Annotated in this window: 12 protein-coding genes; 7 read left to right on the top strand and 5 right to left on the bottom strand. The window is 42.6% G+C overall.

The window, feature by feature from the left end; all coding sequences use genetic code 11:
* Positions 1 to 86: 86 nt before the first annotated feature.
* Positions 87 to 1,490: an acyl-CoA desaturase gene (locus ACTXGH_RS07895; RefSeq protein ID WP_439296324.1), complete on the bottom strand. Its 1,404-nt coding sequence runs from the start codon at positions 1,488 to 1,490 to the stop codon at positions 87 to 89.
* A 337-nt stretch (positions 1,491 to 1,827) separates the two neighbouring features.
* The gene (locus ACTXGH_RS07900) at positions 1,828 to 2,667 is read right to left on the bottom strand and encodes a glycerophosphodiester phosphodiesterase (RefSeq protein ID WP_439296323.1); all 840 of its coding nucleotides are present in this window, start codon (positions 2,665 to 2,667) and stop codon (positions 1,828 to 1,830) included.
* 410 nt (positions 2,668 to 3,077) lie between these two features.
* Here ACTXGH_RS07900 and ACTXGH_RS07905 point away from each other — a divergent pair, with 410 nt between their 5' ends.
* Entirely contained in the window at positions 3,078 to 4,031 is a 954-nt protein-coding gene (locus tag ACTXGH_RS07905; protein ID WP_439296322.1) for a hypothetical protein, read from the top strand.
* Between the two features lie 93 nt (positions 4,032 to 4,124).
* On the opposite strand, the gene ACTXGH_RS07910 is transcribed toward ACTXGH_RS07905, so the two are convergent.
* Positions 4,125 to 4,778 (bottom strand): cob(I)yrinic acid a,c-diamide adenosyltransferase, encoded by a 654-nt coding sequence (locus tag ACTXGH_RS07910; RefSeq protein WP_439296321.1) that lies wholly within the window; start codon positions 4,776 to 4,778, stop codon positions 4,125 to 4,127.
* A 132-nt stretch (positions 4,779 to 4,910) separates the two neighbouring features.
* Between ACTXGH_RS07910 and cysS the strand changes: the two genes are divergently transcribed.
* The 6 genes from cysS (at position 4,911) to pdxH (ending at position 14,731) form a co-directional block, all read left to right on the top strand.
* Positions 4,911 to 6,371, top strand: a complete 1,461-nt coding sequence (gene cysS, locus ACTXGH_RS07915) for a cysteine--tRNA ligase (protein WP_439296320.1) — start codon at positions 4,911 to 4,913, stop codon at positions 6,369 to 6,371.
* A gap of 143 nt (positions 6,372 to 6,514) precedes the next feature.
* Positions 6,515 to 8,452, top strand: a complete 1,938-nt coding sequence (locus ACTXGH_RS07920) for a mechanosensitive ion channel family protein (RefSeq protein WP_439296319.1) — start codon at positions 6,515 to 6,517, stop codon at positions 8,450 to 8,452.
* A gap of 169 nt (positions 8,453 to 8,621) precedes the next feature.
* Complete coding sequence (locus ACTXGH_RS07925; RefSeq protein WP_439296318.1) at positions 8,622 to 10,646, top strand: mechanosensitive ion channel family protein; 2,025 nt, start codon at positions 8,622 to 8,624, stop codon at positions 10,644 to 10,646.
* Positions 10,647 to 10,993: 347 nt separating this feature from the next.
* Positions 10,994 to 12,466, top strand: a complete 1,473-nt coding sequence (guaB, locus tag ACTXGH_RS07930) for an IMP dehydrogenase (protein WP_058368540.1) — start codon at positions 10,994 to 10,996, stop codon at positions 12,464 to 12,466.
* 189 nt (positions 12,467 to 12,655) lie between these two features.
* Positions 12,656 to 14,020 carry a phosphoglucosamine mutase gene (gene glmM / locus ACTXGH_RS07935; protein ID WP_058368541.1) on the top strand — a complete coding sequence of 455 codons (1,365 nt, stop codon included), beginning with the start codon at positions 12,656 to 12,658 and terminating at the stop codon, positions 14,018 to 14,020.
* Between the two features lie 42 nt (positions 14,021 to 14,062).
* Positions 14,063 to 14,731: a pyridoxamine 5'-phosphate oxidase gene (pdxH, locus tag ACTXGH_RS07940; protein ID WP_439261604.1), complete on the top strand. Its 669-nt coding sequence runs from the start codon at positions 14,063 to 14,065 to the stop codon at positions 14,729 to 14,731.
* A 118-nt stretch (positions 14,732 to 14,849) separates the two neighbouring features.
* Here pdxH and ACTXGH_RS07945 read toward each other — a convergent pair whose 3' ends face one another.
* A complete protein-coding gene (locus ACTXGH_RS07945) occupies positions 14,850 to 16,166 on the bottom strand; it encodes an HlyD family secretion protein (RefSeq protein ID WP_439296317.1) in 1,317 nt (438 codons plus the stop codon).
* A gap of 101 nt (positions 16,167 to 16,267) precedes the next feature.
* Positions 16,268 to 17,884 (bottom strand): efflux MFS transporter permease, encoded by a 1,617-nt coding sequence (locus ACTXGH_RS07950; protein WP_439296316.1) that lies wholly within the window; start codon positions 17,882 to 17,884, stop codon positions 16,268 to 16,270.
* Positions 17,885 to 17,988 lie beyond the last annotated feature (104 nt).

A 17,988-nucleotide genomic window follows, 5' to 3' on the forward strand; every position in this document is an offset into this window, starting at 1 on the left:
CATTCCATAAAAAAATCTCCCTATCTACTATAGATAGGGAGATTTTGTATTATAAACAATGAACTCGTTTAACTAGTCAGGATGCTTTAAGCAGCTTTTTTATTGTAGCCAATCGAGCGAAATGCGATCTTCAAGTTGTCGTTATGCTCATGAATCTTTTGTTCGATCTTAGCATACTCAAGCTTGAGCTTGTCATCGACTTCATGCAAGCGATCTGCAAATTCATTCTTTTTCATCTCAACAGCTTTGGCTTTTAGTGCTTGCCATTCTTCTACTGTCTGCGTAAAAGCTTCGTACTCAAACTTGATGCGATCTTGGAAGCTTTGCATAACATGCGGAATATCGATGCCACTTGCACTTACCGTATCGATCTGCTGTTGAGCTTGTTTGAACTGCATTTGGACTTCAGCGTGCTTAATAGTTGTATCATCAACTGTACGAAGCTCACTCGTTAGACCAATTTTAGACAAACCAGCAATCAACCATTTAGTAGGATCGTACTGCCACCATTTTACACCGTTACGATAATCGTATTGGAAGAAGTGATGGTAGTTATGATAACCCTCACCCCATGTGAAGATAGCTAACATGAAGTTGTCACGTGCAGTGTTGGTATCAGTATAAGGACGCGAACCAAACATATGGCATAGCGAGTTGATAAAGAAAGTAAAATGGTGAGTCAATACCAAACGTAGCAAACCTGCTAGTACTAAGGTACCCCAAACATCACCAAGTAACCAACCAACAGCTGCTACTAAACCGACGTTCGTTGCTAATACCCAAAGACCATAATACTTATGCTGGATTTGGAGGACTTTATCTTTCGTCAAGTCTGGAATGTTTTTGTAGTCAAACTTACCACTTGGATAATTGCGCAGCATCCAACCGACATGACTAAACCAAAAACCACGCTTAGCTGAGTACGGATCTTCTATACGATCATCAACATGACGATGATGAGTACGGTGACCTGAGACCCAATCAAACGCAGAACCCTGTACTGCTAACGTTGAACCCAGTAATAAAAAGTTTCTCACTGCTGGATGCGCTTTATAGGCACGATGCGATAGCAAACGGTGATAGCCTGCGGTGATACTGATACCCGTCCATACCATAAAAGCACCAAATACGCCCCAAACAGGTGCGCTCACTTGGTGGGTAAATAAGTACCATGGAGTAATGATAGCAGCAGCAATAGGCGTCGCTACCAAAATAGTAGCAGGTATCCAATTGATTGGCGCTTTTTTAAATTCAAGCTCTTGTAAATCAAGAGTATGGTTACTTGTAGTGACGTCATTTTGCTTAGCAGTTTTTGTATAGTTACGTTTTGCGGTAGGCTGCTCATCAAGCGCAGCTTTCGCTTTGTTATTATCAAACCACGTTTTAAAACGTCCAACCTGAGTGGTTGCGTTATCCAAAATGCTGTCACCAGATTTGATAGCGAAACGTAAGCCTTTAAGCGGTAAGCCCATTGCTTTTTTTGCAATCATATAATTTTCCTAGCGGTATTAGTTTCAGGCTCTATATTACCCTAAAAGAAGCAGAAAGTGAACGTTTATACACTAGAAAAATATTAATAAATAACAATAACTTGTATGAGTTATTCGATATTTTATTGTAAATACCCTGTTAGCTATCAGGTATTGTGTGAAAGTGTAAGTTCTACTAAAGCTATGTTAAGAAACCATTGATTAATAAATAGCTAAAGCCGTCTTATCATAAGCGCTAAAAAGTATCATAAGCGCTAAAAACCTTAGCAAATCAAGCTAAATATATGACGCAAATAGTAATATAAGCCACTAGCTTACGACAATTGTCAAAAAAAATTTATAATAATTGACTTGGAATGTCAGTAATAATGACGTCTACTTGCCACTCGACAAGTTTTTTTGCAATTTCTATATCGTTTACTGTCCACGCACTGACTGGTAAACCGTAACGATGCGCGTTTTGAATAATAGACTGGGTAATGAGGGGATAATGTATGCCAAGCTGGGTACAGCCCAGTTGTAAGGCGGTATTAGGTGCTGAGATTATCGAGTGCGGTGTTCGTACCAGTAAGCCACGCGGAATATTTGCAAGCAGTTTATTGCATTGCAATTGGGCCAAAAGTTGCACATCAAAAGTAGTAAGAACGATAGGCAAGCTGGCAAGGGGCGTACCTACCAGATAGCGTATTAACGCTTGTATCAGTTTAGAGTAATTTGTTCGGTTATGAGTCTTAATCTCCAGCTCAATATGAGTGAACTGAGTCAAAGCAGGTAGCGTGATTTTGTGGTTTTGAGTCTTAGCTATTTTAGTTGTTTCAGTTACTTGAGTGACTAGGTCTTTAGGGACCTGTGATTGAGAAAAAATAGTAGAAGAGTAGGTCATAGACTGCGCCAACATGTCCAAGGTCATTATTTTATGACCTAATTGTAGTTGGCGCTGAATTTCAATCAAGCTTAGCTGATCCACTCGTGACTGTAAGCCGCAAAGTCGTTGTAGCGTCTCGTCATGAAATATTACCAGATGACCATCGGCAGTAAGTTGTACGTCAAACTCTACGCCTGACAAGCCCTGTGCCTGTAGCTTATAAGCATGTTCAAAACCAAATAGCGTGTTTTCCAATGCTTCACTACGCGCACCTCGATGACCTAGGAGCAAAGTATTATCAAGTTTTATCATAACTACCTATCATCAATTATTCGTCGAGCAATTATCTGTTGATCAATAATATGATGCCTCATAAATTTTTGCGTAAAAGAGCAGAGAAGTATAGTAGAGTTTGGTTTTGTACAGCTAAAACAAAGCAATAACAACGATCAACCAACTTAAACAAGCAACCAGACTGTTTTATATATAGACAGCTTAATAAGTGTTTGTTGCGTTTTTGCAACTGAAAAGGGTTTTTATAGTCTTTGATGGGTTTTATTTGTATATCAATGGTCTACATTACTGACCATCTGCGACAAACCTCGTATAATGAGCTGATTTTAATATTGGTCGTATAAAGCTGTTACAGCGTTATGGCAACATAGATAGCTATACTGTCTACCGTTGACGGTGCAAATGAGTAAATCGGGAGCAAAACAAATATGAGCGTAGCAAATAAAAAGTGGTCAAAATGGCAGCAAATTGCTGGTATTAGTGTGGTATGTGGTTTAGCGATTGCTGGTTGTGAACGTTCGGATAAAGATGATACTACTGAGACAGCTGAGGTTACTACTGAGCAACCAGCAGCCAATGATGGTACGGTTGTTCCTGCTATAAGCTGTGATAATCCAATGGTACAAGATCGTTTGAAATCTGCTTTAAGAAACACACTTAATCAGCAAGCACAGTCAACGGCTGCCAACTATGCGAACATTGCAGAAGTCAGCGTAGACAACAGTGTCTTAATTGATAAAGTAGATGGGGTAATGATTGATGTGCAAAATGCTGCCATCTTACAAGAAGCCAATGCAAATGGTATGACAACTTGTCAGGCAAGCGTTAGTATGACACTGCCAAGCGAAGATTTGTACCAAGCCAGTCAGATGAGTGCAGCGAACAATCAGCCAAGTCTGCAAACGCGACTCGCTCAAAACAACATCCGTATCAACAATAATATGTTAGTCGATGATGCATTCACTTATGTTGCTGGTGCGCAAAGTGGGCAAATACAAGCCCGTATTGCAGGTCAGCCAGCTCTTATCGCTATTGTGTCTGATGTGATGGCAAGCTCTGTGACACAGTCAGTTGTAGAAGAACAACGAGCGGAGCGTCAAAAGCAAGAAGCAGCACGTCGCCGTGAAGCAGCTCGCAAGAATAGTGAGAATCAGATAAAGCGTCAACCAAAGCCTGTCACGCCAGTCGAGCCTGCACGCCCAGCTGAGCCTGCTACGCCGCCTACTATCAATAAAAGTAATAATGACAATAGTGCCGAAGAAACAGCTGCACTACCTAGTGTCGATGCCAAGCCACCAGTGACGCCTGAAGCACCAAAAGTTGTCCCAAAGGATGACAGCATCGATATGATTATTGTGGAAGATGAAAGCGCAACCTATTGATTACTAGGTTCTGTGCTCTAAATCTAAATAGCGCCTGCAACTAGCATAAGTTGCAGGCGTTTTGCATATAGCATGCGCTCATTGACTGTCAGGTTAACTGTTGTTTTTATTATCGTTAATGGCAACGTTCTCTAAGACTTGACTGTCCCACAGTATCTCAGATGTCTGCTTTGGGTCCGTGCAAAAACGTGCAGCGACAAACAACCAATCAGACAAACGATTGATAAAGCTAAGCGCAGTACTGCGAATGGCTTGTGGATGCTCTTGCTGTAATAGCACAGCTTGGCGCTCAGCACGGCGACACACACTACGTGCTACATGCAATTGACTGACCAATAATGAACCTGTAGGCAGGATAAAGTCCTTTAGCGGCGGCAGGCTAGTATTCATCGCATCAATTTGTTGTTCTAACCAGTCTATATGAGCAGGATTAACACCTTCATATTCTGGCATAGCAAGCTCGCCACCGATGTTGAATAATAGATGCTGAAGCACCACTAGCGCTTGAGTGACATCTGACGCTTTTTGTTGCAAGCGTTCAGGTAACTGTTGCGCGCTTGGGTTTTTACTATCAGTTATAGCTTGTGTCAGATGCGCTCGTACCAAACCGATGTGTGAATTGAGCTCGTCGATATCACCCATAACGCTAAATAGATTATCCGCTTTACTCACGCGGCTACCATCTGCCATACCAGTACTACCATCATCACCGGTACGTGTATATATTTTGCTCAAACGATTGCCCATCTCTTATCCTTAATAGTTTTTAAATGTGTGCAAGTTTTAGTTATCTGGCTATTGTAGTATTTTCCTGCCGTTTTCGCTAAGATAATAGGTTACGTTTTATTTTCTTTATTTTTATCAAAAGGCTTTTTTATTATGACCACACCACTTGCCGATGCGATGTCTCAGCTTGTCATTTATGATTCACTCACTGGCGGCAAACGTCAGTTTGAACCGCTTAAAGCAGGGCAGGTAGGCATGTATGTATGCGGTATGACTGTCTATGACTATTGTCACATTGGTCATGCTCGCGTTATGGTTGGGTTTGATATGGTAGTGCGCTGGCTGGCACGACTAGGCTATGATGTTGATTATGTGCGCAATATTACCGATATCGACGACAAAATAATTGCTCGTGCTAATGAGAACGGCGAAGATATTAGTGCGTTGACGCAGCGTTTTATCGAAGCGATGCACGAAGATGCGGCCGCACTCGGCTGCGAGATGCCAGATGCTGAGCCTCGGGCGACTGAACATATTGATGAGATGCAACAAATGATTGAGACGCTGGTTACGGGTGACTATGCGTATGCTGGTGACAATGGTGATGTCTATTATGCAGTAGACAGCTTCTCTGACTATGGCAAATTATCTAAGCGTAACCTTGATGATATGCAAGCAGGGTCACGTGTCGATGTCGAAAACGACAAGCGTAACCCGTTTGACTTTGTACTCTGGAAAGCGACAAAGCCTGATGAGCCGCAATGGGCGTCACCTTGGGGCCAAGGGCGTCCAGGTTGGCATATTGAATGCTCAGCGATGTCAACTAAGTGCCTTGGTAATACCTTTGATATACATGGCGGTGGTCATGATCTGCAGTTTCCGCATCACGAAAATGAGATAGCGCAGTCTGAAGCAGCGACAGGTTGCGAATACGCGCGCAACTGGATGCACATCGGTTTTATTAATGTCGATGGCGAAAAAATGTCTAAGTCATTAGGTAACTTTTTTACCATACGTGATGTAACCGCCAAATATTTGCCTGAGACGGTACGTTTTTTCTTATTATCAAGCCATTATCGTAGCCAAGTAAACTTCTCTGATAGTGCTTTAGATGAAGCACATAATAGCCTAAGCAGACTATATAACGTCTTAAAACTGGCTGAACAGCAAAAAGGACAATCGCTAACAGTCACTGACGAATTGATAAACAACGCTTATAATAGCGCGGCTGGACAAGATTTTATCAAAGCCATGAATGATGACTTTAATAGCTCGACAGCGATTAGTGTATTATTTGGGCTGGCACGTGATGTCAACAAAGCCATCAAAGCTGAAGATTTAGACACAGCATGGCGCTTGGCGCAGCATCTAAAAGCGTTGGCACAAGTACTCAATATTTTGCAGCAGCCAGTCCAACAGTTTCTGCAAGCAGTGATTGGTGATCAAGCAGATGATGGGTTAACCGATGCTGACATTGATGGATTAATCATTGAGCGTGCAAAGGCCAAAACCGATAAAAAATTTGCGCGTGCTGATGAAATACGCGAGCAACTAAAAGAGGCAGGTATTGAGCTTGAAGACAGCCGTACTGGTACAACATGGCGCCGTGCTTAAGCCGATTGCTGGTGACATTAAATACGTATATTAACAAATTAAGTCAGCTCTACGCTGGCTTTTTTTTGCGCGCTGTTTTAGTTTGATTTTATTTTTAAGATATCTTTTTATATGACATTCACAGATGTATAGGCGCTAATTTTATGACTAGCTTTACCAAAAATGATTTTGAAATGAAATCTTCTAAAGCTTATCTCATGATTGGTTTGCTAATTATCATAGCTGGCATCATTTATATGCCAGCTAAAGCTGCCTCAAGTGATACTGAGATACTCACTAACAAAGACAATGCACCTGCTACTAGAGCAGAGCAGTCAATAAACAGTCCAAATGGTTTTATAGAATATGCTGAACAAAAAGTTGAAACCCTTGAACAAGGTGGTTTTGAGCTGTCCGATACTATCAATGAGGCTTTATATAATGACGAGCGAGCAGCGATGCAGCAAACGGATAAGCTGCAAGGATATACCGGACTTACAGGTGGGCAAGACGCAAACTACTTTGTTTTAACGCGGCTAAATAACGGTCTATCACCGTTGTCACCACCGCCAAACCTATCCACACCGTTTGCGACGTTGGAGTTTTTTCAAACAGCTGCAGTCACAAAACGTTTTGACTTGGCAGCTTATGCGCTTAATTTAAATTTGCTTGATCCAAGCGTGCAACCAAGCCGTAGTATGGAGTTGTCTAAACGTCTTGATTTTTTGCTACATAGAAAGGATCTTTATGTTTTTAATAAATTGCCAGATCGTCCTGATGGTTTGATTGAATCCTCTATTGGTAGCAGTGATCCCCTGCATGGTGTTTCGCGCCGTGCCATTCAACTTGGTCATATTGATTATCGTGAGCATCGAATACCTATATTTGTCGAACGAGTAAAAGTCGAAGATAACGCTCCTGTTTGGGTGTTTTCTGCCCAAACCGTCAGTCATATTGACAAGCTTTATGACCAGTACAAACCTGCAAAGTTCGAAAGCTATTTGCCATCAATGCTTAAGCTGCGAGTCCTTGGCATTGCTGTTTGGGAGTTTTTGGCTTTATTTATTTTCTTTATCATGACGCTAGGACTGGGTTGGGTGGTTAGTAAATTTACTGGCCGTTTGATAGACCATTATACCAGTGATGAAAATGGCTCTTACATCGGTCGCAAAAAAAGTATCACAGACTTGGTCAATAAATTTACCGTGCCGCTGACCTTTACTATTAGTTTGTCTTTAGTATTTACCTTGGTTTCAGGTGGCTTTCCTTTTATAGACGCTATTGCAACAGCGACGCGTCCTATAGTATGGATAGCTTTAGTACTGAGCGCTATTTGGCTTGGTATTCGCGTCATTAACTTCTTTGCCAATCGTTACGAGGACATTCAAATCGACAGCTTAGGGGACGAAGAGTATGACGAGTACCGTAAGCGTACGACGTATCTGTCAGTATTTCGACGTGTTTTTATCTTTGTTATGGTCATTGGTAGTGTTTGGATTGGGATGAGCGAATTTGTCAATCTTGAGGGCCTTGGCAAAACCTTATTGACCTCTGCTGGTATTTTAAGTGTAGTGATCGGTATTGCTGCGCAGCCAACGCTTGGCAACATTGTTGCGGGCTTACAAATAGCCATGACTCAGCCCATACGTATCGGCGACACAATTATGTATGATGGCAATTGGAGTACTATTGAGGATTTGGGTTACACCTACGCTACCATCAAGACCTGGGATGAGCGCCGCTTGTTTGTACCGATGCGCTACTTTGTGACAGAGACCGTTGAGAATTGGTCACATCCTGATCCGCATCAAACGTTTACAGTATCTGTACTGGTGGACTATGGTATCAATGTCGATGACGTTCGTGATAAGTACGCTGAAGTAGTGCAAGCTAGCGAGTACTGGGATGGCGAGACTGAACCCATGCTGTACGTATTGTCCGTAGATAGAGACACCATAGAGCTGTATGGCACTTTGGCGGCTGACAATCCTGATGATGGCTGGATGCTGCAATGTGAGATTCGTGAACAGCTGCTGGACTATCTTTACGATGAGCAAAAACCCTATCTACCTGCCGAGCGTATTACTTTTAAAAACAGCTAATATAATTTTTAAAAAGGCTAACGTGATTGTGCGGACAATAAATACGTATACTAACAAATTAAGTCAGCTTTACGCTGGCTTTTTTTTGCTGACTACATTAGCTTATCATCATACTACAGCCAAGATTTTTTATATGAAAACGCCTTGTCATTCAAAAATGCATAAAAATATGAATACTTTAAGAAGTGTTATTGGTAAAGACAATAAGCAAGTCAGCCATTCTATACAAGATAGTCACGCGATGCATTATGAGAGGCGCTATAAAGCGCTGCAAATACTATTAAGCTTTTTTATCATTGCACTGAGCGCTCTTTGTATTCCTACTTATGCCGCAACTAGTAATAATGAACTCAGCACTAGTGAACAAAGTGTCAGTGAGTCAAATCCTAACGCTCAAGATGATCCAAAAACTCAGGTAGCTGCTAAAGCAGAAAATTTGATCGACTATACGGCTCAAAAAATTAACACAATCAAAAAAGAAGGCGTGAGTGTCTCTGGAGTGACAGAAGAGATATTCGATCCTACAGAACTCAATGCTGTACAGCAGTCTGGAAATTTACAAGGTGATGCAGGATTAAAAGGGGAGTATAACGAAGGCTATTATATTTTAGATAAGCTCAATACAGGTTTGCCGCCCTTATCTGAGCTGCCAAACCTGTCAACGCCACTGGCCACTTTGGAGTTCTTTCAATCAGCGGTGATGAAGCAGCAGTTTGATTTGGCTGCTTATGCGCTCAATATGAACCTGATTGACAGTGAAGTTCAGCGCAGTCGCGCCCTTGAATTAGCCAAGCGACTTGATTTTTTGTTATCTGAAAAAGAGCTTTATGTATTCGATGACCTACCAGACCGTCCTGATGGTTTAATCAAGCCGCCACTTGGTAATGCCAGTAGCGTCATGGGCATTCCTAGACGCTCTATTCAACTGGGTTACATTGATTACCGCGAACGCCGAGTGCCCATTTATATAGAACGTGTACAAGTTAACGACGATGCACCGATTTGGGTTTTTTCAGCGCAGACCGTTGGCAATATTGATAATCTTTATGAGCAGTATCATCCCGCCGAGTTCGAACGTCATTTACCCATGTGGATGAAGCTACAGTTTTTTAGCATCGCATTATGGGAGTTTTTGGCTTTATTTTCATTTTTCTTATTTACCATGGCGATGGGTTGGCTACTAAGTAAAGGCACTGAAAAAATCATTAGCCACTATATTGATGACGATCAAAGGTATAGCACCTATGTAGGCAGTACTAATGGTGTGGCGGATTTGGTAAGTAAGCTGACGGTACCATTAACTTTTAGCATCAGCTTTTCGTTAGTTTTTACTTTAGTATCAGGCGGTTTTCCATATCTAGACGCGGTAGCGTCATCGACCCGTCCAGTTATTTGGATTGGGTTGGTATTTAGTACGATGTGGCTTGGTATACGCGTTATTAACTTTTTTGCCAATCGCTATCAAGACATGCAGATTGAAAACCTATCTGAAGAACACCTGGATAAGGAGCGACGTCGTCGTACCTATGTGTCGATATTTCGTCGTGTCTTTATTTTTGCCATGATTCTCGGCAGTATTTGGATCGGTCTTAGTGAATTTACTAATATGGAAGGCCTCGGTACGACCTTATTGACCTCGGCTGGTATCGCTGGTGTGGTCATTGGTATAGCCGCACAGCCCATATTGGGTAACATCATTGCTGGTGTACAGGTAGCGGTAACCCAGCCGGTCCGTATCGGCGACACCGTGATGATGGAGGGCGATTGGACTACTATTGAAGATCTGCGTTATACCTACGCGGTGCTAAAGACATGGGATGAGCGCCGCTTAATCGTACCAATGCGTCATCTCATTACTGAAGTGGTAGAAAACTGGTCACATACTGAAGCGCATCAGACTTGTGTGGTCTATCTATACGTTGATTATGGAGCAGATATCGATGCTGTTCGAAACAAGTTTAGTGAGCTGGTTAAAGAGAACGAATTTTGGGATGGTGAGACAGATCCTCAAATGCTAACAGTGTCACTAAGTGAAAACACGATTAAATTACGCGGTAGTCTGGCGTCTGATAGTCCTATGAATGCTTTTTATTTAGAATGTGAAGTGCGTGAGCAGATGCTCAGCTATCTATATCAGGAACAAAAAGAGTATCTACCAGCCGAGCGTTTAATATTTAAAGATAGGGACGAATAACGAATGATTGGTTGATACTTTCTATTAGCAAAATAAGCGAGTAAATATAACATGCGATTTACGCGCTTATTTGTTATAATATGGCGTTATTTTTAAGGGATAATTAAGACAGCAAAAGTAAGGCGACGCTATATTTGCGCTAACCAACAAATGGTAAATGAATGGCAATCTTCTAGTGTTTTATTTAACTGGTACATTGTTTACTGTTCAAAGCCTTATAAACCAAAGTATTGTGAGATAAAGTCTTTAGCTAAAGATTAGATATCATAAAGTTGCATTGGTACTCTTGATAGACCGTCTTAATACGAGTATCCCGCCCATCAAAATAACCACCACTAGAGGTCTGTATGTTGCGAATTGTCGATGAAGCCTTAACCTTTGATGACGTTTTATTGTTACCAGCCTATTCTGAAGTCCTGCCAAAAACTGCCAACTTGTCTACGCGTTTGACCAAAAACATCACCCTTAATTTACCGCTAGTATCTGCTGCTATGGACACGGTAACTGAGTCTGAGATGGCAATCACTATGGCACAGTTAGGCGGGATGGGTATCTTGCATAAAAGTATGGATATCGTCAAACAAGCCACGCAAGTACGCCGTGTCAAAAAGTTTGAAGCAGGTACAGTGGTTGACCCTATTACGGTACATCCTGAGATGACCATCGGTGACTTATTAAAGTTGACCCAAGATAACAACATCTCTGGTGTGCCTGTGGTAGAGAAGGGCACAGATAAAGTCGTTGGTATCGTGACTCATCGTGATTGGCGCTTTGAAACTAATTTGTCGTTGCCTGTTAGCCATATCATGACGCCAAAAGAGCAATTGGTCACCGTTCATGAAGGCGAAAGTAATGAAAATATCAAAAAACTACTTCATGAGCATCGTATCGAAAAAGTCATCGTTATTGATGATGAATTTCGCTTGCGTGGTCTAATCACGGTCAATGACTTTGCCAAAGCCGAAAATAATCCCAATGCTTGTAAAGATGATCAAGGTCGCTTACGTGTTGGTGCCGCTGTCGGTACAGGCGCAGATACGCAAGCGCGCGTTGAGGCATTAATCGACGCTGACGTAGATGTTATCGTGGTAGATACAGCTCATGGTCACTCAAAAGGAGTGGTGGATAAGGTTTCTTGGATCAAGAAAAACTATCCGAATGTGCAGGTTATCGGTGGTAATATCGCAACGGGTGATGCGGCCAAAGCATTGCGTGATGCAGGTGCTGATGCAGTTAAAGTAGGTATTGGTCCTGGCTCTATCTGTACGACGCGTATTATCGCTGGTATCGGTGTGCCACAAATCTCAGCGATTGACAACGTTGCTAGTGCCTTACAAGATAGTATTCCATTGATTGCTGATGGGGGTATTCGCTACTCAGGCGATATGGCAAAAGCCATCGCTGCTGGTGCGTCTTGTATTATGGTAGGCTCGCTTATGGCTGGTACTGAAGAAGCGCCGGGCGAAGTGGAGCTATTTCAAGGCCGTTATTATAAAGCGTACCGCGGCATGGGCAGTCTTGGCGCGATGTCAGGATCAAACGGTTCGTCAGATCGTTATTTCCAAGATGCCAAAGATGGTGTAGAGAAGCTTGTGCCAGAAGGTATCGAGGGCCGTGTTCCTTATAAAGGTCCAGTCGCTGGTATTGTCAATCAATTGGTCGGTGGTCTGCGCTCATCAATGGGTTATACAGGCTCAGCAACCATCGAAGATATGCGTACCAAACCGCAATTTATCAAAGTCACTTCAGCGGGTATGAAAGAGTCGCACGTCCATGATGTACAGATTACTAAAGAAGCACCAAACTATCGTGTGGACTAAACTGACGTATTAACCAAATTAGCGCTTTAAATATTCATTCTTTGATATATAATGTCTTAGAATACAACAGTCAACAATGCTCGTGTATTGTTGGCTTTTTTTATAAAATAAATTTAGTGGACAGACTATCATGCCTAAAGGCGTTTGGATTCTGTTATCTCTAACAGCTATCACAAGGATATAATCATAATGAGCTATTTTGGCACCGATGGTATACGTGGAAAATTTGGACAACTACCTATTACACCAGATTTTATTTTAAAATTGGGCTATGTAACAGGACGGGTGCTTATAGAGAATAATGATAATCCTAATCGTAAACCTAGTGTGGTCATCGGTAAAGACACCCGTCTTTCAGGTTATGTGATTGAGGGAGCACTGCAAGCAGGCTTTAACGCAGCAGGCGTCGATGTACATATGCTAGGTCCGCTACCCACACCAGCTATTGCGCATATTACTCGTAGCTTTCATGCTGATGCTGGTGTTGTTATTTCAGCCTCGCATAACCCTTACTATGATAACGGTATCAAGCTGTTTTCAGGCGATGGCAAAAAGCTAACTGATGAGATGCAAGATGCTATCAACGATAAATTGCAAGCGATGATGAATCCTACTAACGACGACTTACTGATGCCTATCATAGATCCATCGCAGTTGGGTAAGCATACTCGTATCAATGATGCTACAGGTCGCTACATCGAATTTTGTAAAGGAACTTTTCCTTATCAATATGATTTGAGTCATTTGACTGTTGTCGTAGATTGCGCCAATGGTGCAGGCTATAGCGTCGCCCCAAGAGTCATGCGTGAGCTTGGCGCTACTGTAATACCTATTAATAATAAGCCTGATGGTATCAATATTAATGCCGACTGTGGCTCAACACATCCTGAAGGTCTGCAAAAAGCGGTATTAGAATATGATGCAGACGTTGGCATTGCACTAGATGGAGATGGAGACCGTATCGTCATGGTAGACGAAACGGGTAAGCTGGTTGATGGTGATGGCATCCTATATGTGCTTGCTACTCAAGGACAGTCACGTGTTAAAGGCGTTGTTGGAACCTTGATGAGTAATATGGGCCTAGAGCTTGCACTACAAAATGCAGGAATTGAGTTTACTCGTGCGAAAGTCGGTGATCGCTATGTTATGCAAGAGCTTGCCGCCAATGATTGGTTATTAGGCGGCGAGCCATCAGGGCATATATTATGTTTGGATAAAAGCCGTACCGGTGACGCCATTATTGCAAGCCTGCAAGTACTTGCCGTTATGCAATCAGAGGGCAAAGCATTAAGTGAGCTAACAGAAGGGTTTGAAATCTTACCGCAAAAGCTTGTCAATGTCCGCTTGAATCAAATGCAAGATCCTTATGAGCAAGAAGAGTTGGTGCAAGCTTTTGATAAAGCACAAGCTACTTTGGAAGGTCGAGGTCGTCTGCTTATTCGTCAATCAGGTACAGAGCCTATGATTCGAGTGATGGTTGAGTCAGATGATGAGATTGAATGTGATGTCATGGCTAACGACTTAGCAGATAAAATCAAAGCAGTACTAGGTTAACCGTTTAATATAATGATCTTAAGATAAGGGAATAGAGTGAGCATGGACTTTACTGACCAGCGTTTGTCATACGAAAAAGGCAGTCTTGATCAGCAATCAATACCAGCATCACCGTTTGAGCTGCTAAAAACTTGGATGGATGAGGCGATAGCGCAGCAAGTACAAGAGCCATACGCTATGAGCCTAGCAACTTGCGGTACAGACCAAAAACCGAGCGTTCGTATCGTCCTTATGCGCGAGATTACCGATACTGGTATTGTGTTTTATACCAATTACGAAAGCGCTAAAGGTCAAGATATCAGCGAGAACCCTAATGCTGAGGTACTGTTCTTTTGGCATGAGCTTGAGCGTCAAATTCGCATTAGTGGTAGTGTTGCTAAAATAGATACCGATAAATCTGCCGCTTATTTTCAAAAGCGTCCGCATGATAGCCAAGTAGGCGCGTGGGTCAGCCAACCACAAAGCGGTGAAGTGGCTAATCGTGAAGTGATGGAACAAACGTTTGAGACGCTGCAAAACGACTATCCAGAAAACAGCCAAGTACCAACGCCAGAATTTTGGGGTGGTTACGAGATTACTATTCATGAGATAGAGTTTTGGCAGGGACGTGCCAGCCGCATGCATGATCGCATTGTCTATACTCGTGATAGTAATAGCAATAATATGAATAAAAACGATGCTAGCTGGTCTACCAAGCGATTATTACCATAATCTGATACTCTGATATATCGTTAATAATAAAAATGTAGCCATAAAAGGCCATGCTATAGCTTGTGTTAACACAAGCTATAGCATGGCCTTTTATGGCTACATCGTACACTGTATAGCGCTATTCTTTGGTATCAACACTTGCTGACACTGACATGCCAGGACGTAACTGTGCCAGCGCTGCTTGGTCTTGATCTAAGTCAATACGTACCGGAATGCGCTGAGCAATCTTAATGTAGTTACCAGTAGCAGGATTAGATGCACCCGCGCTAAATTCGCTTCCTGTTGCTGGCGAGATGTTACTGACATGACCGTAAAATTCGGTACCGCCTAAAGCATCGACATGAACAGTAGCAGGCTCACCGACAGTCATATTTGCAACTTGAGTTTCTTTAAAATTGGCAATAACCCAGACGCCTTTTGGAACAATATACATCAGCTGTGTACCAGCACTAACGTATTGTCCAGTCTTGACGCTAACTTGGCTCAGTTGACCTGATTCAGGCGCGGTAATAATCGTATTTTCTAGATTGATCTGCGCTTGCTTGGCACCAGCTGCCGCGTTTTTGATATTGGCATCAAGTGAGGAGCGACTATTACTGGTTTTTTTACTGGCCTCAATTGCTACTTGTAAATTGGCCTCAGCTTGCTGTACGCTCGCCTGTGCTTGAGCCAGCTGAGCTTTTGTATGGGCAACATCCGCCTTAGACACAGCGCCAATCGCATCAAGTCCTTCATAGCGTTTGACATCTTCACGTGCGCTATTAACACTGACTTTAGCACTATATAAGTCAGCCTCGCGTGCTTCGATTTGCGCCTGACTTGACTGCGTATCTTGCACGTTGCTTAAGCGATCGGTGTCTGCTATTTCGATGTTCGCCTGCGCTTGTTCCAGCTGCTGCTGAAAGGCACGATCATCGATCTTGACGAGCAGATCGCCTGCTTGCACATTTTCAAAATCTTGTACGGCAACTTCTGTCACGTAGCCTGAGACTTGTGGGCTAATAATAGTGGTTTGGCCCTTAACAAAGGCGTTGTCGGTCTGCTGCAGCGTTGGTGTGAAAGGTGGCAGTTTCCACGCATATAGGATCAACGCTATACCAATAACAATCAACCCAACAAGCAAAACCAAATTAAATAGTGATTTCTTTTTTGGTGACCAGCCTGTAGGTGCAGGAATAGGTTCAGTGGGCGGCATCGGTGTGTCATTTCCCGTTTCAACGGTTACGCCATCTGTATTTATCTTATCATTGGAGTCTTCAGGTTTATTTAAGACAGCGGTTGTTTGGTGCTCAGATGTCTCAAGCTTGGTAGTTGCAGGCTCAGGTATGTTGCGGGTCTCGGCTGACGAGTCCACAGGCGTAGCGATTTGTTGTTCAGACGCTTTGTTAGGCATGTGTGCATCATTAGAGCCATAAGAAGGTTTTTTGTCATTCATGATGCACTCCCAAGGAATTTATTAAACATAGTAAGTAACTTTAAAAAATAATCGTAAGGTAATAGTAGAGGTAGAACACCCAATAAAATTCACACTATCCGCTATTTCTTGCCCATCATCTCTGCTAATGCGGCCAGCTCCTTGCCAAGCGGATTGCGCTTATGATAACGATAATAAAAATAAACTATCAATAAGTATAGGGTCGCGATAGTGGCGCTCACTGCCATCAAAAAGAACAAATCATCATAGGCGGCGACCGCTGCTTGACGCTGAATGCCTTGTAGTATTTGTGGCAGCGCAGCAGTATTAACTTCATTCATTGAGCTGACCATATCAGCATAGTGCATTTGGGTGCGAATGGTCGTAAAGGCTTGAATGCCTGCCGCGCCTGCTAAGCCTCCCACGGTTTGGGAAATTCCAAAGATGACTGAAAAGCTGATAATGTAAGCTGGACCGTTGGCAATCGCACGAAACATACCTTCAAATACCATAGGCCCCATAAAATATACCGCAGCAAAAGCGATCATAAACTGACTAAGATAAAACATATATGGCGCAGAGTTTAGAGATACGCCTGTATCTAGCCAAGCACCAACAGCAATCAGGCCAACAGAAAAAATAACTGGACGACGTAAATCCATTGCATTGGTCTTAAAAATACTCAGCACTAATGCTAGTGCGCTAGCGACCAATATCACTGCATAAAAAACAACCAGCTGATCATTGCCATAACCTAAATTGGCCAGTAGTCCTGCTGCACCAACGTTTTGTTCTGATAGCAAAATACGCATCACAGCGCCTGTTATCATAAATGCGATGATAGTACGGCTACGCATCCAGCGCACTTGTAGCATAGGACTCTTGCGATGCGTTTCAATCCATAAAGCAATAGCTATCGTGGCTACTGAAATGATTAGTGGATAACTTAACCAAGGTGTCGTCCACCATAAAATCCGTCCTTGCACCAAGAACACAGATAATGCGGCAAGACCTGTGGCAAAAAAGGCAAAGCTCAGGATATCAAGCTTTTCAAATACCTTTTCGGTATTACCAGGTGGCAGCTCAAGAATATTAATAAGCCCAAAACATATCAGTGCAAGGCCAAACTCAAACAAAAACAAATTTTCAAGTTGACCATCAATCGCTAAATAAGGTGAGATAATACGTGATAGCGGAATACCAAACTGCACCAGACCAAATCCTAAAATCAGTCCACTAATGCGCCGCGCAGTAGGCATGCCTTGTAGACAATAAAAAATAGACAATACTGTCATCGCACTAGCTACCACCCCACTAAAGCCACGCGCGATAAGTTCTAAATAGTAAGGCTCAATACTAATGCCAGTCGCACCAGATAATAGGTTGCTACTAACCAACCACTGCATACTAGTCGCTGATAACAAAAAGAATAAGGTAATTTTGCTAAACAACGACATACCAAACTGCTGACGTATTTTATAAAGCAAGACAGTAATGCAAACATTGGTCATGTTATAAGCGACAGATATCCAGCCGCCTTCAACAGGGGTTAAGCCCATGTCACCTTGAATTTGAGTAAGGTTAGCGACCAATAAGCCGTTTTGAAAACTGGCGGTTAGACCGATAAAGATACCGATGAGTAAGTAGAGTACCTTGCGACGTGTAGGATGATCAGGGGTAGCAGGAGAGCCCAACATAAACGGCTGTTCATGGGGCTTAAATTGGTATTCAGCACTCATATTCAGTACTCAAGGATAGAGGTAATAGGCATGGATGAATAAATAAAGTCTTATCAGAGCTTGTAAGCCGTTTATAAACTACGGCCTTGCAAGTATTGACTGAC

This window comes from Psychrobacter sp. 1Y10, assembly GCF_052259005.1.
GTDB classification, from domain to species: Bacteria; Pseudomonadota; Gammaproteobacteria; order Pseudomonadales; family Moraxellaceae; genus Psychrobacter; species Psychrobacter saeujeotis.